This window comes from Deinococcus yavapaiensis KR-236, assembly GCF_003217515.1.
Lineage (GTDB): Bacteria > Deinococcota > Deinococci > Deinococcales > Deinococcaceae > Deinococcus_A > Deinococcus_A yavapaiensis.
Genome location: NZ_QJSX01000004.1, coordinates 171,839 through 188,831 on the forward strand (window position 1 = coordinate 171,839; position 16,993 = coordinate 188,831).

The 16,993-nt window shown below is 65.9% G+C and carries 16 protein-coding genes and 1 other RNA gene; 5 read left to right on the forward strand and 12 right to left on the reverse strand.

The genetic code is table 11. The features are described 5' to 3' along the window. Positions 1 to 8: 8 nt before the first annotated feature. From DES52_RS06585 to DES52_RS06605, 5 genes are all read right to left on the reverse strand, one after another. Positions 9 to 2,477, reverse strand: a complete 2,469-nt coding sequence (locus DES52_RS06585; RefSeq protein ID WP_110886002.1) for a phosphoenolpyruvate carboxylase — start codon at positions 2,475 to 2,477, stop codon at positions 9 to 11. 13 nt (positions 2,478 to 2,490) lie between these two features. Next, entirely contained in the window at positions 2,491 to 3,255 is a 765-nt protein-coding gene (locus DES52_RS06590) for a TIGR00282 family metallophosphoesterase (RefSeq protein WP_110886147.1), read from the reverse strand. A 176-nt stretch (positions 3,256 to 3,431) separates the two neighbouring features. Next, positions 3,432 to 3,992, reverse strand: a complete 561-nt coding sequence (locus tag DES52_RS06595) for an HD-GYP domain-containing protein (protein WP_170130927.1) — start codon at positions 3,990 to 3,992, stop codon at positions 3,432 to 3,434. Continuing rightward, a complete protein-coding gene (locus tag DES52_RS06600) occupies positions 3,989 to 4,168 on the reverse strand; it encodes a hypothetical protein (protein WP_110886004.1) in 180 nt (59 codons plus the stop codon). Before DES52_RS06600 ends, DES52_RS06595 begins: the two co-directional genes overlap by 4 nt. Then, a complete protein-coding gene (locus DES52_RS06605) occupies positions 4,168 to 4,353 on the reverse strand; it encodes a hypothetical protein (RefSeq protein WP_110886005.1) in 186 nt (61 codons plus the stop codon). Before DES52_RS06605 ends, DES52_RS06600 begins: the two co-directional genes overlap by 1 nt. A 46-nt stretch (positions 4,354 to 4,399) precedes the next feature. Between DES52_RS06605 and DES52_RS06610 the strand changes: the two genes are divergently transcribed. Further along, the gene (locus tag DES52_RS06610; RefSeq protein ID WP_110886006.1) at positions 4,400 to 6,277 is read left to right on the forward strand and encodes an SARP family transcriptional regulator; all 1,878 of its coding nucleotides are present in this window, start codon (positions 4,400 to 4,402) and stop codon (positions 6,275 to 6,277) included. A gap of 12 nt (positions 6,278 to 6,289) precedes the next feature. On the opposite strand, the gene DES52_RS06615 is transcribed toward DES52_RS06610, so the two are convergent. From DES52_RS06615 to mraZ, 6 genes are all read right to left on the reverse strand, one after another. Then, on the reverse strand, positions 6,290 to 7,468 hold the full coding sequence (locus DES52_RS06615) for an ABC transporter permease (RefSeq protein ID WP_245900772.1): 1,179 nt from the start codon (positions 7,466 to 7,468) through the stop codon (positions 6,290 to 6,292). 24 nt (positions 7,469 to 7,492) lie between these two features. Then, positions 7,493 to 8,365, reverse strand: a complete 873-nt coding sequence (locus tag DES52_RS23400) for a 3D domain-containing protein (protein WP_245900773.1) — start codon at positions 8,363 to 8,365, stop codon at positions 7,493 to 7,495. A gap of 419 nt (positions 8,366 to 8,784) precedes the next feature. Next, positions 8,785 to 10,347, reverse strand: coding sequence for a peptidoglycan D,D-transpeptidase FtsI family protein (locus tag DES52_RS06625; RefSeq protein WP_146237206.1), 1,563 nt, complete (start codon positions 10,345 to 10,347; stop codon positions 8,785 to 8,787). Further along, entirely contained in the window at positions 10,344 to 10,694 is a 351-nt protein-coding gene (locus DES52_RS06630) for a hypothetical protein (protein WP_110886009.1), read from the reverse strand. Before DES52_RS06630 ends, DES52_RS06625 begins: the two co-directional genes overlap by 4 nt. Further along, complete coding sequence (gene rsmH / locus DES52_RS06635) at positions 10,691 to 11,560, reverse strand: 16S rRNA (cytosine(1402)-N(4))-methyltransferase RsmH (RefSeq protein ID WP_110886010.1); 870 nt, start codon at positions 11,558 to 11,560, stop codon at positions 10,691 to 10,693. The genes DES52_RS06630 and rsmH overlap by 4 nt, the downstream gene beginning before the upstream one ends. A gap of 22 nt (positions 11,561 to 11,582) precedes the next feature. After that, the gene (gene mraZ / locus DES52_RS06640; RefSeq protein WP_110886011.1) at positions 11,583 to 12,011 is read right to left on the reverse strand and encodes a division/cell wall cluster transcriptional repressor MraZ; all 429 of its coding nucleotides are present in this window, start codon (positions 12,009 to 12,011) and stop codon (positions 11,583 to 11,585) included. A 228-nt stretch (positions 12,012 to 12,239) separates the two neighbouring features. Between mraZ and DES52_RS06645 the strand changes: the two genes are divergently transcribed. Beyond that, positions 12,240 to 12,644: a DUF423 domain-containing protein gene (locus DES52_RS06645; protein WP_110886012.1), complete on the forward strand. Its 405-nt coding sequence runs from the start codon at positions 12,240 to 12,242 to the stop codon at positions 12,642 to 12,644. A 4-nt stretch (positions 12,645 to 12,648) separates the two neighbouring features. Here the strand turns inward: DES52_RS06645 and rnpB are convergent. Beyond that, an RNA gene (gene rnpB / locus DES52_RS06650) (RNase P RNA component class A) lies at positions 12,649 to 13,043 on the reverse strand. Positions 13,044 to 13,794: 751 nt separating this feature from the next. Here rnpB and DES52_RS06660 point away from each other — a divergent pair. The 3 genes from DES52_RS06660 to DES52_RS06670 all read left to right on the forward strand — a co-directional run bounded on the left by DES52_RS06660 (position 13,795) and on the right by DES52_RS06670 (position 16,973). Then, positions 13,795 to 15,222, forward strand: a complete 1,428-nt coding sequence (locus tag DES52_RS06660; protein ID WP_110886013.1) for an alpha-amylase family glycosyl hydrolase — start codon at positions 13,795 to 13,797, stop codon at positions 15,220 to 15,222. A gap of 69 nt (positions 15,223 to 15,291) precedes the next feature. Continuing rightward, positions 15,292 to 15,984: an HAD family hydrolase gene (locus DES52_RS23695; protein ID WP_425451117.1), complete on the forward strand. Its 693-nt coding sequence runs from the start codon at positions 15,292 to 15,294 to the stop codon at positions 15,982 to 15,984. Continuing rightward, a complete protein-coding gene (locus DES52_RS06670) occupies positions 15,981 to 16,973 on the forward strand; it encodes a dipeptidase (RefSeq protein WP_110886014.1) in 993 nt (330 codons plus the stop codon). The genes DES52_RS23695 and DES52_RS06670 overlap by 4 nt, the downstream gene beginning before the upstream one ends. The last annotated feature ends 20 nt before the right edge of the window (positions 16,974 to 16,993 follow it).

Here is a 16,993-nt window from a genome sequence, read left to right on the forward strand (position 1 = left end):
CGAACGGCTCAGCCGGTGTTCCTCATGCCCGCCGCGATGCCTTGAATGCTGAGCAGCAACGCCCGCTCCATGTCCTCGTCGGCGCCGTGTGCGCGGGCACGCCGCAACAACTCCACCTGCAGGCGGTGAATCGGGTCCACGTAAGGATTGCGAAGTTCGATGGAAAGCTTGAGGCGCGGCTCGTTCGACAAGAGCGGCGCTTCCACGACGTCCTCCACGAGCCGCACGGTGCGGTCGTAGGCCGCGTGGATTTCACGCCCGAGGCTCGCGTCGTCCGTGAGGCGCAGGTACTCCGCGAAGATCAGCATGTCGCTCTTGGCGAGGCTCATCTGCGCGTTGTCAAGGACCGCGCGGAAAAAGGGCCACTCGCGGTACATCTCGCGCAGCAAAGCGGGCTCCACGGCGCTCAGCCCGTCGCCAAGACCGTACCAGCCGGGAAGGTTCGCGCGGTTTTGCGTCCAGCTCATGACCCAAGGAATGGCCCGCAGGTTTTGCAAGGTGGGCGGTCCGCCGCGGCGCACGGGCCGCGAAGCGATGTTGAGACGCGCGATTTCGTGGATGGGCGTGACGTCCTCGAAGAACTTCAAAAAGTCCGGATGCTCCACCAACGCTCGGTACGCGACGACGGACGCGTCGGCCGCGCGCGTGAGAGCGTCCGTCCACGCGGGCGGCAACGCTTCGGGCGGGCGCGCGGCGGCCAGAAGCAGGCCATGAAGCGCTTGCTCCAAGTTTCGGTGCGCCAAAAGCGGGTGACTGTACTTGTCCGAGAGCGCCTCGCCTTGCTCGGTGATGCGCAAGCCCGCCCCGATCGTGCCGCCGGGCTGCCCGGAAATGGCGCGCGACGCGGGCCCACCGCCTCGACCGATGGACGTGCCGCGCCCGTGAAAGAAGCGCCACGACACGCCCGCTTCACGGCACACGTCCGAGATGCGCCGCTGAGCTTCGTGCAACGCCCAGTTCGCGGCCAGGAAGCCCGCGTCCTTGTTCGAATCGCTGTAACCCAGCATGATCTCTTGCGTGTCCGAGCCGAGGTGCGCGCGGTACAGCGGCGAGTTCAGCAGCGAGCGAACGATGTCGGGCGCGTGGCGCAAATCGGCCAGGGTCTCGAAAAGCGGCACGGGCAGCACGCGAAAGCCGACTTCACGGGCGAGCACGAGCGGCTCCAGCACGTCCGAGACGCTCTCGCTCATCGAGATGACGTAGCGACCGAAGGCGAGCGGCCCCACCCGCCGAGCCGCCTCGGCGACTTCACGAATCGGAGAGATCGCGCGGTGCAAGTCTTCCGGCAGCTCCTGTCCGGCGGGCCACAGCGGGCGGCGCGAGCGCAACTCCTCGGTGAGTACGGCGAGCTTCTCGTCCTCGCTTCTCGACTCGTAGTCTCGAACGCCCGCCTCGTTCAGCAAGTGCGCGACGGCCGCGCCGGTGAGCGCGCTGTGTTCTCGGATGTCGAGGCTGACGAGGTGGCGGCCGAACACTCGCGCGAGCGTCAAGGGCGGCCCGAGAAGTTCGTCCGCCGTCCGGACTTGACGTTCGGTCCGCAGCTCACCCGCGAGCGCTTCGAGGCGCGTCGCCACGTCCACGTCCGCCCCCGCCGCGACCCCGTCGTGCAGGGCCTGCACTTCGGCGCGCGGCCTCGCCTCGCCGCCCTCCTCCTGACTGACGAAAGTGTAGGCGCGGCGCAACACGTCGGTGAGGAGGCCTTCGGCGCGCGCGGCGTGAAGCGCGAGCGCGTCGCGCGTCGCCTCGGGCGTCACGAACGGATTGCCGTCACGGTCGCCGCCCATCCAGGAAGCGAAGCGCAGCGGGAGGCGCACGTCGGCGCGCACGTCGTACACGCGTTCGAATGCGCGCCGAAGGTCGCGCGCGAGCCTCGGCAGCGCCTGGCCGATCGACGCGACGTACCACAAGCCGCCCTTCACCTCGTCGAGGACGGTGGGCCGGAGGCGGCGCAGTTCGGGCGTGTTCCACATCGCCTCCACGTGCGCCGTGACGTGCTCCAAGGCTTCCTCGCCGAGGTCGGGCAGTTCGCGGGCGATTTCGGCGAGGTGCGCGCGCACGGTACGGCGCCGCATCTCGGTCGGGTGGGCGGTGAACGTCGGGATGAGCTCCACGCTCTGCACGAGCGCGAGGGCCTCGTCGGCGCTCAAGCCGCGCTCCTTGAGCGTCACGAGGGCGTCCTCCAAGCTTTGCGGTCTGGGGCCCTCCCGTCCGCGCAAGCTGCGAACCCGCTCGTACTCCTCGGCGAGATTCACGAGCTGGAAATACCACGCGAAGGCGCGCGCGAGGTTCTCGGCGAGTTCCGTGTCCGCCTCGTCGAGCAGCGCGCGGAGCGCCGCGTCCGAGCCGCCTCCGCGCGCTTCGCGCACGAGCGCCCGCACGCTCTCGACCTTCTCGAAGAACGCTTCGCCTTCTTGCTCGCGCAGCACGTTTCCGAGCACCCGCCCGAGACGACTGACGTCTTCCCTGAGTGAACTCATGCTTTCCTCCTGCTCACGCCGGCTCCGTGAACGCGTACCGTTCGATGGCGACGCAGCTTCCCCCGTCGAGGGTCAACGCGGCGGCGTTGAACACCGCGCGGCCCTCGGCGACGGTGAGCTTCGTCGGCATCCTGGTGGTGAAGCGAGCGATGGGCCCCTCGGGCGCCGCGCCGATCACGCTTTCGAGCGGGCCCGTCATGCCCACGTCCGTTTGAAAGCCCGTGCCGTTGGGCAAAATGCGGGCGTCGGCGGTCGGAACGTGCGTGTGCGTTCCCAGCACGGCCGCCACCCGACCGTCGAGATGGTACGCGAAGGCGGCCTTCTCCGACGTCGCCTCGGCGTGGAAGTCCACGATCACGGAGCCGAGGTCGGGCCCTTCGAGCAGATCGTCGAGCGCCTTGAACGGATCGTCGAGCGGGTCCATGAACACGCGGCCCATGACGTTGACCACCGTGAGGCGCTCACCTTTGGCTTGGATCGTGAGAAAGCCGCCGCCGGGCGTGCCGATAGGATAGTTGAGGGGGCGCACGACCTTCGCCGAGCCCAGCAGGGCGTGAACGTCACGGTGCCCGAAGGCGTGGTTGCCCAGGGTGATGACGTCCACGCCCGCCGAGAACATCGTCTTGGCGCTTTCGGCGTTGAGGCCGTGCCCACCCGCGGCGTTCTCGCCGTTGGCGATCACGACGTCGTACGCGCCGCGAATGCTCGGCAGATGGGCGGCGAGAACACGGCGGCCAGGCTTGCCGTACACGTCCCCGATGAAAAGCAAGCGCAACATGAGCGCCACTGTACCAAGCCCGCCTCGGCTTCCGTCGGCGACTTGCGGAGACAAGTGGCGGAAACGCAAAAATCCATTCTCTTATTGGAGGTGACTGCAACGAACAACGGCGACGAGCAAATGTGCCGGGAAATGAAAGCATGGGAAAATTAAGCGACGTTCGGCCGCCTCTTCGTTCAAGCGGAGGCGTTCATCACGCGCATGAACGCGTCCACGACGCTGGGATCGAACTCTCGACCTGAGGCGTGTTCGATGTAAGTCACCGCGTCTTCCCTCGACCACGCCGAACGGTAAGGACGATCGGAGACGAGGGCGTCGAAGACGTCGCACACGGCGACGATCCGGGCGAGCAGGGGAATGTTCGGGCCGTTCAAGTGTTCGGGATAGCCGCTTCCGTCCCAGCGCTCGTGGTGATGCAGCACGATTTCACGCACCATGATCGGAGATTGCGGCGCCATCTCGACGCCCCACGCGGGATGCTGCTCGATCAAGCCGCGTTCGGCGGGCGTGAGCGGTCCGGGCTTCTCGAGAATTCCCGTCGGAACGCGCGCCTTGCCGATGTCGTGGATGCGCGCGCCCCACGCGAGCACGAGCCGTTCGTACGCTCCCAATCCGATCTCGTCGGCGACCCGAAGCGAAAGCTTCGCGACGTCCTCGCCGTGGCGAAGCACTTCGTCGGGCACGACGCCGCGCAGAGGCTGACTCTGCGGTTGATCGGATTTGCGGGCGTCGATCACTCGAACCCCAAGTTGGGCCTCAGCGTCGGCATGACGGTGAGGCAATCGACGCGGCTGACGTCACGCGGCATATCGAGGATGTTGTGAGGCGCGCGTCCGGACACCATCGACCGAACTCCGGTCGGCGCGACGGGCAGGCGTTCCTGAGAAGCTTTGGGCGCGGGCGTGATCTTCATCACTCCAACCCCAGGTTGCGGGCGCCTCCCGTGGGCAAGACCGTGGGAGACGAGTCGAGAAGCTTCGTTCCTGAAGTCGTGGTTGAATTATCCTGAAGCGAGGCAGCGGCGGCAGTGGGAGCGGCGACGGTCACGGCGACGAGGGCGGCGAGACGTAAGGCCTTTTGAACGTTGGGCTTTTGCATGAGAACAACCTACAGGTTCATCGGAGAAAAATCGGAGAGGGTAAGGTTGGACTGGCAAGCGGCTTTCAACGAGGGAAGATACGACGAGGTCATCGAGCGGCTTCAGCAGCAAGCCGAGCACACGGCGCGCGCGCAAGGCGTGCTGGGAATCGCCTTGCTGCGGCTCGGTCGCCTTCATGAAGCATTCGGGCCGTTGTCCGAGGCGGCCGAGCAGGGAGATCTCGAAGCAGCGGTCGAACTCGGCAACTGGCTTCGCGTGAACGGCCAACTGACCGACGCGAAAACGGTGCTGACCGCCCTTCTCACGCACCTCGACGGCGAGTTGCTCGTGCGGGCCGAGCGATGGCTCGGCGCGGTCGAGTACCTGTTGGGGCAGCGCATCGACGGCCTCGATCGCTTGCGCCGCGCTCATCGCGGGTACCTCGATCTCGGCGACGAGGAAGGCGCCGCGCGCGTCGCGCAAAATTTGGCGGCGTTGCTGACCGAGATCGGCGAATTTCACGAGGCGTCCTTGCTGCTCGAGTCGGCGTTGCCGACGCTGAGGCGCTCGACGAAGAAAGGACCGCTGCTCGCCGCGTTGCAGTCGCTCGCCGACCTGCTCACGCAGCACAAGAACTACGCCGAGGCGCACGACGTGCTCGTCGAGGCGGAGGTGGTTTTGCAGTCGTTTCCCCATCCGCACCACGCGGCGTTCATCCTCACGAGCCGCGCGAACTTGTCGATGCTCGCCGGAGACTACGGCGCGTACTTGGAGGCGCTCGGCAAGCTCGAAGGACTCGCCGACGCGCTGGACGACTTGGAGTTGCGCTTGTGGACGACCGTGCGGCGAGCCGAGCACTTCTCGCGAGTGGGGCAGCACGGCGAAGCGCTCGCCCTGCTCGCGAAGTTCACGGGGCCGAGCGGCGAGGAGCCGCCCATCGAAATCACCGCGTTGCGCGGCGTGCTGGCACGGAGGCGAGGCGACTTGCGCAGCGCCGTCGGCTTGCTGCGCGGCGCTGCGCGGCGGTACGAGTCCCAAGGGCAGCGACCCGCGCACGCGCGCACCTTGCTGCAACTCTCGTACACGCATTACCTCGCGCGCGAGCTGAGGGAAGCGTCGGACGTGCTGCGGCGCGCCTTGGAAGGATTGATGGGGTTGTCGGCCCACACGGAGTTCCTGCCCGAGTTGGAAGAGCTCGCGGAGTTGCTGCACTTCGCCGCGCTGGAGCCCGACCTCGCGCCGATCCTCGTGCCCGTTTTGGACCGAGTCGCGGGATTGGCGGGAGCGGCGGCGCTCGACGCCGGCACGGCGCGCACCTTGATCGAGCTTCGCACGTTCGGCTCGGCGCGCGCCATGAAGGACGGGGTACCTCTCGGCTTCAACATGGAGGGGAGCGCCGCGATCTTGGCGTACCTCGCGCTCAATCCGGGACGAACGAGGCGAGACATCGAACTCGAGCTCTTCCCGGACCGCGATCCTGAAAAAGGGTATGTCAAAGCTTGCCTGCGCGAACTGCGCGACATGCTGGGACCGGAGGTGCTGGTGTCCGAGGGGCCGTACCGCGCTCCGCAGTACCGCATCGGGCGCGGGGTGACCGTGAATCTCGATTACAACACCTTCATGACGGCCGTCAACGCGGGCGACTTACCGCGCGCCTTCGCCGTGTACAAGGGTGACTTTCTCGCGAAGCTGACCGAGAGCGAGTGGGCGAGCGTGAAGCGTGAAAGCGCCCGCTTGGCCTTGCTGGAAGAAACGCGTCACCAAGTGGGCGTCGCGAAGGTCCATCGGGATCACGCGCGCGTGCTGCTTCTGGCGAGCGCGTACCTCAAAGTCGACGGCTACGAGCGCGAATTGCACGACGAGCGCGTGGCGGCGGCGCGCTTCGTGGCCTCGGCGGCGGAAATCGCGCAGTACGAAAGCGAGCGGCGCTCGGTGCAGAACTGAAAGTCGGCGAGGTCAGCGAATGACGCGGGCAGGCTCGATGTTCGCGGCGCGCCGAGCGGGAAGCAAGGCGGCGAGCAGCGTCGTTGCGAGGCTCACGGCGTTCACCCACAGCACGTCGGTGATGCGCAGTTCGACCGGCAAGGCAGAGATGAAGTACAAGTCTCCGGGCAATTGAAAAGGCCGCACCGTGAAGTACGCGGCCACGAGCAACGCCAAGACGTTGCCGAGCACCAAGCCGACGCCGCCGAGGAACAAGCCTTGCAAAACGAAGGCGCCTTGAATCGCGCGCCGCTTCGCGCCGATGGCGCGCAGGATGGCGATGTCGCTCGTCTTCTCGAAGACGGTCAAGGTGAGGACGTTGGCGATTCCGAACGCGGCGACGATCACGATGAGGAACACCACGAAGCCGATCACGCGCTTTTGCAAGGCGAGTTGATCGATGAGGGTGCGGTTGAGGTCCTGCCAGGGAATGGCGAGCATCGGTTCGCCGCGCACGAGGCGTCGCCCGACGCCGGGAGCGCGGTCCGGATCGCGAAGACGCGCTTGGTACCCCGTGATGCCCTTGGTGTTGGCGAGTTTTTGCAGCGTTTCGATGCGGACGAAGGCGTAGCCGGAATCGATGACGAAGTTGCCGGTACGAAACAAGCCTTTGACGCGCAATTCGCCTCTTCGCTGAGACGAGTTCAAGAGACGCAACTTGTCGCCTTCGAATGCTCCGACGGACTGCGCAAGGGCGCTTCCGAGGACGATTTCACCCGGACGCAGCGAGCGCACGAGATCGCGTTCTCGCGGCGTGAGCGTCAGGACGTCGGCGGCTCGTGGCGTCACGCCGAAGATCGTCGCGAAGTCGACTCCGGCCGAGCGTCCTTGATCGGCGGGCCGCGTGAGCAGGGCCTTGTCCGCGAAGTACGGCGTGAACGCCGTCACGTCCGAGTCGCGGCCGATGCGACGTTCGACTTCGTCTACGGGCGCGCTGGGCGGCGCGTAGTGATTGAGCGTGAGCTGCGGCGTGGCGCGCAACGTCGCGTCGACCAAGGCGCGTGAAAAGCCGTTCGTGAGCGACAGGGCCGTGATGAGGACCATCACGCCGACCGCGATGCCGAGCACGGTGATGACGTTTTGCGTGCGTCGGCGACGCAGATAGGCCCGGGCGAGCGTCACGGGAAGAGAGCGGGCTGGTTCGCGCGTCACGCCGAACAAGATAGTGCGTCGCGGTCAGCGAAGGGCGGTGATGCGCACGGTGCGCGCGCCCCATTGCAGGGCTTGGCTTCGAGAGCTCATCCAGACGTCGATGGTGTTGGCCTTGCGAGGGTGCATCGTGTCCTCGACGATGAAGATCTGGTTGCGCAGCATGTTGCTGTACTGTCCCGAGAGGTCTTCGAGGCGCACGCGGGTTCCGTAGGGAAAGAGCCGCAGCAAGTCGCGCGAAAGGGCGATGACGCCGAAGCGCGTCCGCGTTCCCGTGGCCGTGACGAAGGGCGTGGAGTCCGTCTGGTTGGCCAGGGAGTTGTAGGCGGTGGCGCGCACGACCGTCGAGCGACCCGTGGCGTTCAGCGACGCGGTCTGCTGCACGCGGGCGATCGAGGTTTGCCGCACTTGCGCGGGGGTGGGAACGACCGTCTTCTTGGCGCTCGCGGTTGTTGCCGTGCTCTTGGCGCTCGTGCTGGCCTTCGCGTTCGTGGTGACCTTCGTGGTCGTGCTGGTCTTGGCGGACGCAGCCGTCTTCGTGGTCGTAGCGGTCTTCGAAGCGGTTGTCTTCGTCGCCGTCGTTTTGGCGGTCGTCTTCACGACGGTCGCTTGCTTGGCGGTGTTGGCGAGGGCAACTTGAGAGGCGACCGTGTTCACACGAGGCGCGACCGCTTGTTGAAAGGCTGCGACGGCAGGAGGAACGGGCGTGTTGGCCTCCGAGGTCGCAGCGGCGGGAGCCTTGCTGGGTGTGGCTTTGCTGGGCGCGGTCGACGTTTCCAGGGCGGCGCGCACCGCCGTCGTGGCGATCGCCGCGTCAGGAAGAATAGGGGTCGCGGCGAGGGCGACGCCCGTCATGGTCGATAAGGTCAGAGTCAGGAACGTGCGAGAAGAATGAGACATAGAACTCCCTTGCTGGCCGATCAATAGGTCGGCAGCGACTTCAATCAATCGTCGTGTGTTGGGTGGAGGGCGCGTTCGCGCTCTGAACAAACCTTAGGGTCCCTCAGTGAGGGATTTTTTAGAAGGAGCCCCTTTTTTTCTCACGAGTTGAGGCGTGACAGAGGTCGGAATGCCACCGTTGTCCGGAAAACTGTCGATAGGGCCGCCTAGTAGAAATGAGAGCGATTCTCACCTACTCATGTGCCGCCTCATAAAAAAGTGTTTTGAAAGCGTACATTTTGTCGAATTTTCCACTTAGAAGGGGTCGAACGGCCTCCAAGCGGACGCTTCAGGTGTCGTTTCCTGTGGCCCAAAGAACAATAGAGGGGGGCACGATGTCGTGCCTCCCTCCAAGTCACCTCGTTGCTCTCAGTTAAAGCTCATGGTTGTTCCGGGCTCGGCGCGGAAGGCGGGTACGCCCACTGCGAGTACACTTCCGACGCGATGTCACGAAAGATCGGAGCGGCGAGCATCGAGCCGTGGTAATCGTGCTTGGCTCCGTGGACCATCACCGCGACCGTCACGCGCGGCGCCTTCGTGGGGAAGATGCCGGCGAAGACGCTGTCGAAAATCGATCCGCTGTACCGACCGTTCACCACCGTCTGCGCGGTTCCCGTCTTGCCCCCGAGGTCGTAACCCTCGATGCCCGCCGCGTGCGGAATGCCCTCGGAGACCACCGAGCGCAGCAACTCTAGGGTCGTCTTGGCCACGTCTTGCTTGATCACCCGGCGCGTGGGGCCTTGCGGCTCGCCGATCACGAGTTGAGGCGACACGAAGACGCCGCCGTTGGCGAGGGTGTTGTACGCGAGCGCGAGTTGCAACGGCGACGCCGACAACCCTTGCCCGAACGAGTTGTTCACGCGCACGACGTCGTCCCACGTTCGAGGATCGCTGAGGCGGCCGTTCTCGGCGTACACGCCGCCAAGATCGACGTGCCCACCAAAGCCGAAGTTCTTGAGGTAGGTGTGCAGCTTGGCGTACGGAAAGTGCTCCACGACATGGCTCATGCCGACGTTGCTGGAGTAACGCAGGATGCCTTTCACGGTCAGCGTCGTCACACCTTTTGGGCGCGCGACGGCGTCGTGAATCGTCTTGTACGAGATGCGGTTGATGCCCGATTTGTAGGCGACCTTGCGCGTCATCGGGGTGTCGTAGGCGATGTCGAGGTTCGTGAGGCCCTCGTTGAGCGCCGCCGCGACCGACAGGGCCTTCACGGTGCTGCCCGGCTCGAAGGTATCCATCATGGGGCGGTTACGGCGGTGCGCGGCGTCATACTTCGACCAAACGTTGGGATCGAACTCGGGGTAGCTCGCCGATGCCAGGACGCGTCCCGTCGCGACGTCCAGCGCGACCACGCTTCCGTACACGCCTTCGTGCTCGCGCACGTACTTCCCGAGCACCGACTCCGCGACCGCCTGAAAGCGCGGATCGATCGTCAGAACGACATCCTCGCCTTGCGCGAGGCGCGCGTCGTAAAACCGCTCGATTCCTTCGAGGCCCGCGTCGCGGCCCATCATGCCGAGCAGTTGGCCGGCGACGGTGCCGAGCGGATAGACGCGTTCCACACGCGGACGCAATTCCAAGTTCGGCTGACCGCGCGCGAGATCACGCAGACGATCGACTTGCGCGTCGGTGAGACGAGCGGCGAGCGTCATCTCCTCGCGCGGCGCCAGGGACGGTGGCTTCGAGGCGGTGAGGCCGCTCGCCGCCCGAATGTCCGCCCAGCGCTTCACGGGCCCGCCCTTGTAGATGAGGTCGGTGACGTCACGGCTCGTCGCGAGGACCGTTCCGTCCGCCGCGACGATGTTGCCGCGCAAAACGGTCGTGATCGCCGTGCGCGCTTGAGGCAGGCGCCACTCCAACTGGGCGTAGGCGTACACGAGCAGCAAAAACGCGCCGAGCGCCAGCACCAGCATGAGGCGTGAGCGGTTGCGAATTTTCACCTCCACTGCGTCGTCACCTCCAACGCCCGATGCTCGGGCAGGGCAGGCGGCGGCGGCAGCGCCTCGAACGACGCCGTTTCCTTCTTCGCCCGCGCGAAGTCGATCATGCCGTTGTCGAGCGCCCAGTTGCGCACGCGCGCGGCGGACGTCGACGTTTGCAACGCGACTTGCAAGTCGCGCTTTTGGGCTTGCAGCGTCGCGCGCTCGTCACGAAGCGTCAACAAGGCCGGGCGAATGTCGCGCGTCGTGAAGCGCAGCCCCATGAGGGCGACGGCGAGCACGACGTAGATGAGGGTGTAGCGTAAGGCGCGCGCGCGCCACTCGTCGAGTTCCACAGGGGACGTCATGCGGCCTCTCCTTTCACTGCCACGCGCAGCTTCGCGCTGCGCGAGCGAGGATTGCGGTCCTGCTCGTCTTGGGACGGCTCGATGGGACGCTTGGTCAGAGGCATGAGGCCGTTCTCGCCGCGAAAGAAGCGCTTCACGATGCGGTCCTCGAGACTGTGGAAGGAAATCACGGCGAGTCGCCCGCCGGGCTTGAGAAGGTCGCGGGCGCCCGCGAGGCCGTCGCGCAACGCGCCGAGCTCGTCATTGACGTAAATACGAAGAGCTTGGAAGGTACGGCGAGCCGGGTGGATGCCTCGCGAATAGCCGGGGTAGGCCCGCTTCACGAGGTCGGCGAGTTGCACGGTCGTCTCGATCGGGGCCTTGTCACGGGCCGAGACGATCGCGCGTGCGATGCGGCGCGAGTGGCGGTCTTCGCCGAACTCGTAGATGAGCGAGGCGAGGTCGGCTTCCGGAAGGGTGTTCACGACGTCCGACGCGGATTCGCCTTCTTGGCTCATGCGCATGTCGAGCGGCGCGTCGGTGTGGTACGAGAAGCCGCGGGCCGTGTCGTCAAGTTGGAAGCTGGACACGCCGACGTCGAGCAGCACGCCGTCGACCTCGCTCACGCCGACGTTCGAGAGCAAGGACTTCATGTCGCGGAAGTTGCCGTGCAGCAGGTGGAGGTGGGCGAGGCCCTCGGCCCGCAGGCGTTCGAGGGCGTACGGGTCTTGGTCGATGCCGTAGACCGTCGCGCCCGCGGCGAGCAGCAGGCGCGTGTGGCCGCCTCCGCCGAGCGTTCCGTCGACGAAGACGCGGTCGGGTCGCGGTGAGAGGGCGTCGAGGACTTCGGCGGCGAGGACGGGCGTGTGGGTCAGGTCTTGGGTCATGCGAAGCCTTTTGAGGAGCGCCTCAAGGCGTGAAGTTCGCGAGAAGTTCGGGACGTGGCGGGTCGTCCTGCACGGCGAGGATGGCAGCCTCCCACCGTTGGGGGTTCCACAGTTCCAAGCGGTTCGGAGCGCCAGCGACGACGACCTCGTCGTCGAGACCGCCGAAGGCTCGCAGGCTCTGCGGAATGGACACCCGGCTTTGGTTGTCGAGGCGCGCTTTGGACGCGCCGGAGTAGAAGAAGCGCACGAAGGCGCGGCTACCGGGGTCGGTGAGGGGCAAGCTTTCAAGTTGCTCCTCCACCCGTCGCCACGCCGTCAAGGGAAAGACGTACAGGCAGCCTTCCATGCCGCGCGTGAGAATCATGCCGTCCTCCACGAATTCGCGAAAGGACGGTGGAATTACCACACGTCCTTTGTCGTCAATCGAGTAGGGGTATTCTCCATACGGCATCGCTTCGGCCTCATTTCCCCACACGGCCCCACCGTGCCTCTCATGAGGTTGTGGGGTTTTTCGCGCTTGGCAGCGCGTCGGGGACATGAGGAGTGTACCACCCCTCACCCATCGTTTACCACTTTCTCCCACTTCTTCCCACGTTTTCGCAATGAGGCGACGGCACATCCCCACCGCGCCCGTTCGCGAGGGGACGCTCGTCTCACCGCGCGGCGCTACACTCGCCGCATGACGACGTCCTTCCACAAGACTCCGCTTAACCGTTCCACCGTGTACGGCGCCGCCCTCGGCGGGCTCGGCGTGGCCCTCGGTGCGTTCGGGGCGCACGCCTTGAAAGACCAACTCTCCCCGAACGCCCTCGCGATCTTCGAGACGGGGACGAAGTATCAGATGTATCACGCGCTCGCCTTGCTGGCGCTCGGCGCGCAACCTGCGCAGAAGCGCGCTCCGAACTTTCTGCTGGCGGGCACGCTGATCTTCAGCGGAAGTTTGTACGCCCTCGCCCTCAGCGGCGTCAAGCCCCTCGGAGCGATCACGCCGATCGGCGGCGTCGTTCAACTCGTCGGGTGGGGACTCGTGGTCGCCGACGCGCTGAGCGGGCGAAATTCCACCAAGCAAGAACACCCCGCCTGAGCGGGGTGTCGGGAAGGGAGTAAGCCGGGTTCTGTCCTCCGAACGGAGTCGCGGTCATCTCTCTGGGACGAGCGTCGCCGCTCGCCTCAAGCGGTCATCTTGGGGATCGAAGAGGCGGGCCGCCTCTCCCCCACTATCGGACCTTGCACCGGATGGGGTTTACCAGCGCGCCTCGTTCCCAAGGCGCCTGGTGCGCTCTTACCGCACCGTTTCACCCTCGCCGCCCCACGGGTTTCCCGCTCGGGGAGGCAGACTCGTTTCTGTGGCACTGTCCGTCGGCTTCGCACGGTTCCGCCGTTCGACGGTCGTCTGCTCGCCGCCCAGCCGTTAGCTGGCATCCTGCCCTGTGGTGCCCGGACTTTCCTCACGCTGTTCACGCGCGACCGCGTTCCTTCCCGGCCCGGAATTATAGCAAAGGAACGCGAGGTCACGTCCGTTCAGCGTCCCGACGACGTCCGAGACGGCGAAGCGCGCGAACATCTCCTCGGCGTACCATCCGAGTTCGCGCGTGCGGGTGATCGCCTCGCGGTGGCCGCCTTGCTTGTAAGCGAAGTCGCGCACGCTCGCGGCGTCGCGCCACACGCTGAAGGTCGCTTGGTACAAGAGGGGCGCTTCGCCCACGCCGAGGCTCGCCACGAGGCCCGGTTGGTCGTGCAGCCCCGCTTGGGACGACGGCACGGAAGCCCAGAAGGCCCGCGCGAGGCGCGGCTTGATGGTACCGCGCGTCAAGACGGCGAGCGGACCATCGTGCGCGTCGGCGAACGGCGGCGTGCCGAACGGGTTTCGGCCGCTCCACGTGCCGCGCCAGCGCAGCGGACGCAGCAGCAGCGTGCACGTCTCGGACGCCCCGCGCCGTTCGCGCGCTCGCCATTCGGTCGCCTCGAAGGCGTGAAACGCCGCCTCGTCCTCCCACACGGCGAAGCGGGCCCAACGGCGAAGGTCCGCGCCGAGCGAGAGGTCCGAACCGCGCCCCGTGCCGAGAAGGCGCACGAAGCGCAGGCCGGACACGCGGGCGAGCGCGGCTCGGTCCGAACCCATCTTCAAAAAACCCCGCACGGCGCGAGCACCGTCGTAGCGGGAAATCGTCATGCTCGCCACGACCGTCATCCGGAACAAGGTAGCTCGAAACACCGATGATAGACTGTTCCTCATGCGACTCGCTTTCCTGCTCGCCGGTCTCTTGGCCGGTTCGGCGCTCGCGCAATCGAGCGCCCCGTCGTGGAAAGGCCAGATCATCTATCAAGTGATGCCCGACCGCTTCTACGCCGCCGGCACCCCCCTCACGACGCAAAACGTCGACAAGAGCGACTTGAAGAGCTGGCACGGCGGCAACTTGAAGGGCCTCACCGAGAAGTTGCCGTACATTCGTGACTTCGGCGCGACCGCCGTGTGGTTGACCCCGATCTATAAACAGGTGTCGGGCCGCGACCAAGGAGCGACCGGTTACCACGGCTACTGGCCCGAGAACTTTCGCGACGTCGATCCGCACTTCGGAACCCTCGCCGACTTCGACACGTTCGTGAAGGCCGCCAAAGGCGCGGGGATGAAAGTCTTGCTGGACCAAGTCGTGAATCACTACGGCTTCGGCGCCTTCGCGACGCTGGAGCGACCGAAGTGGTTCAACAATCCGTCCACCTGCGCTCAAAAGGGCAACAACGACGTCTACTGCCCGATCTTCGCGCTGCCCGACCTCGACCAGGACAATCGCGAGGTGCGCGACTTCTTGTTCGCGAACGCGGACTTCTGGCGCGCACGCGGCGTGGACGGATTTCGCTACGACGCGATCAAGCACGTGCCCCAAAGCTTCCTCAAGGATCTCCTCGCGCGCGATCGCGCTGCGAACACGTACACCCTCGGCGAGTGGTACGACGCCGACGCGAGCACCATCGACTCGTTGCAACGACTCGGCTTTTCCAGCGCCTTCGACTTCTCGATGTCGTCGGCGATGCGCAGCGCGATCATGAGCGGCAGCAGTCTGAGCGCCGTTCGGGCGGTGCTCGAACGACAAGGCGAAATTTCTCGCCCGGACGAGGTCGCGTTGTTCCTCGACAATCACGACGTGGCTCGCTTCGCGAACTCGTCGCCCTTCGAGGACGTCGCCCGCGAACGAACGAAGTTCGGCTGGCGCGCCCTCATGAGCTTGCGCGGCATTCCCGTGATTTGGCAAGGTACCGAAATCGCCATGCGCGGCGGCGGCGATCCCGACAACCGCCGCGACATGCGCTTCCCGAATCAGTGGACGCCTGAAGAGAAAGCCGTGTTCGACGTCGCCAAGACGGCCGTCGCCGTGCGCAAAGCCAACCCCGCGCTGAACGTGGGCGACTTGAAGTTGCAAAACGTCCCGTCGAGCATCGAGGACGACTTGCTGGTGTTCGTGCGCGAAGCCCAAGGGCAGCGTGTCGTCGTCGCGTGGAACAACGCGCGGCAACGCAAGACGTACAGCCTACGCAACACGCTCACGGCCCAGTTGCCCGTCACGCGCGACCTGTACGGACAAGACGCCAAGCTGAGCTTCAAGAACGGCTTTTTGCACCTCAGCTTGCCCGCGCAGACGGCCGCCGTGTTCAAGTTGAACTGACGTCCCGACGCTTTCTTGGGAGCGGAGGCCATCTCCGCTCCGCTTCCTTGAGTGCCCCCCGGAGTGACCATGACGACGCCCCCACCGAATCCGAGCGTCAAGGCGGTCCTCTTCGACCGCGACGACACCCTCAGCCTCACGGACCACGACGTGTACCGCCAAGCCGCCGCGTGGGTCGCGCGACGCTTCGATCTCGACGGGCGGTTCGCCGCGAACGCCATGGTGACGCAGTGGGCCGAGACGGCGCGCGCTTGGCAGCACCTGCGCACCTTGAAGGACGAGGTGCAGTTTTGGCGCGAATACGCCGAGAAGCTGGCCACGCACCTCGGCTTGCACGTGCGCGACGCCGAGGCATTCCTGCGCGAGTGGCCGTACGAGCGCTTCATGATGCCCGTGCCGGGCGTGCGCTTCGTCCTGGGCGAACTGCGCGAGCGGGGCTTGAAAATCGGCGTGCTGTCCAACACCCTTCCGAACGTCGAGGCGACCTTGAAGGCCATCGGCGTGGACGATCTCGTGGACGTCGTGATCGCCAGTAGCACCCTCGGCGTGCACAAGCCCTCATCCGGACGCGTTTCTGGTGTCCGCCGAGCGGCTCGGAGTACACCCGAGCGGGGTGCTGTTCGTGGACGACCTCGTCGAGAACGTCGAAGCGGCCCGAAGCGAGGGCATGCGGGCCTTGCTGATCGATCACGCCAGAGTGCGGCCCGGCGCCATCCACACCCTCGAAGCGGTCCTGGAAGCCGTATGATGCGGCGCGTATGATCGTCGACGCTCACCTCGACCTCGCCTACCTCGCCACCACCGGGCGCGACTTGCGCTTGTCCCTGCAGGAATTGCGCGAACGCCTTCCGAGCGGTGACGTGCCGACCGTGACCTTTTCCAGCTTGCGGCGCGGCGAAGTCGGATTGTGTTTCGCCACGTTGTTCGCCGAGCCGGGCAGCGAGGAAGCGCCGAGCGGCTACGCGGATCAGCGAGACGCGCGCCGTCGACTCGACGCGCAACTCGAAACGTACTTGCGCTGGCAAGACGATGGGCACGTCCTGCTTCTGAGAACGTGGGGGGAAATCGAGGCGCACGTTCGCGCGTGGACGCCCGAGAAGTCGCCGCTCGGCGTGGTTCTGCTCATCGAGAACGCCGAGCCTCTGCGTGACGCCGACGACTTGCCGCGCCTCGTGGACGCGGGCGTGCGCCTCGTGGGACCCGCTTGGGTGAAGGCGAACCGCTTTTGCGGCGGAAACGGCGAGCCGGGAGGATTGACGGACCGAGGACGCGACCTTCTCGCGGCGATGCGCGAACTCGGCGTGACCCTCGACGTCTCGCATTTGCCCGAGGAAGCCTTTTGGGAAGCCGTGGAGTTGCAACCGAAGGCCGTGGCGACGCACAGCAACGTGCGAAGCCTCGTCGGAAGCGAGCGGCACCTGACCGCCGAGCAATTGCGGGCGATTCGTGACCGAGACGGACACGTCGGTTGCGTGCTGTTCAACAAGTTCTTGCGGCGCGGATGGGACCGCGGCATGGACCGCCCCGTGCTGAAAGTCGTCGGTGACATGTTTGCCGCCCTCGCCGAGGAAGTCGGATGGGAGCGCGTGGGGATCGGCAGCGACCTCGACGGCGGCTTCGGGCGCTTCGAGCTGCCGAGCGGCTTGGAAAGCGCCGCCGACTTGCCGCGCCTCGCCGACGTCCTTCCCGAAGAGCAACGCGAAGGCGTCCTGAGCGGTCACTGGCTGAGGTGGCTCGAACGGCATTTGTGAACGGACATCGTCGGGCGGGA

What these genes read in the sequence shown, in the direction of transcription:
- DES52_RS06585 (WP_110886002.1), bottom strand. Translation starts at nt 2,477, where the DNA reads ATGAGTTCACTCAGGGAAGACGTCAGTCGTCTCGGGCGGGTGCTCGGA.
- DES52_RS06590 (WP_110886147.1), bottom strand. Translation starts at nt 3,255, where the DNA reads ATGTTGCGCTTGCTTTTCATCGGGGACGTGTACGGCAAGCCTGGCCGC.
- DES52_RS06600 (WP_110886004.1), bottom strand. Translation starts at nt 4,168, where the DNA reads ATGAAGATCACGCCCGCGCCCAAAGCTTCTCAGGAACGCCTGCCCGTC.
- DES52_RS06605 (WP_110886005.1), bottom strand. Translation starts at nt 4,353, where the DNA reads ATGCAAAAGCCCAACGTTCAAAAGGCCTTACGTCTCGCCGCCCTCGTC.
- DES52_RS23400 (WP_245900773.1), bottom strand. Translation starts at nt 8,365, where the DNA reads ATGTCTCATTCTTCTCGCACGTTCCTGACTCTGACCTTATCGACCATG.
- DES52_RS06630 (WP_110886009.1), bottom strand. Translation starts at nt 10,694, where the DNA reads ATGACGTCCCCTGTGGAACTCGACGAGTGGCGCGCGCGCGCCTTACGC.
- rsmH (WP_110886010.1), bottom strand. Translation starts at nt 11,560, where the DNA reads ATGACCCAAGACCTGACCCACACGCCCGTCCTCGCCGCCGAAGTCCTC.
- mraZ (WP_110886011.1), bottom strand. Translation starts at nt 12,011, where the DNA reads ATGCCGTATGGAGAATACCCCTACTCGATTGACGACAAAGGACGTGTG.
- DES52_RS06645 (WP_110886012.1), top strand. Translation starts at nt 12,240, where the DNA reads ATGACGACGTCCTTCCACAAGACTCCGCTTAACCGTTCCACCGTGTAC.
- DES52_RS06660 (WP_110886013.1), top strand. Translation starts at nt 13,795, where the DNA reads ATGCGACTCGCTTTCCTGCTCGCCGGTCTCTTGGCCGGTTCGGCGCTC.
- DES52_RS23695 (WP_425451117.1), top strand. Translation starts at nt 15,292, where the DNA reads ATGACGACGCCCCCACCGAATCCGAGCGTCAAGGCGGTCCTCTTCGAC.
- DES52_RS06670 (WP_110886014.1), top strand. Translation starts at nt 15,981, where the DNA reads ATGATCGTCGACGCTCACCTCGACCTCGCCTACCTCGCCACCACCGGG.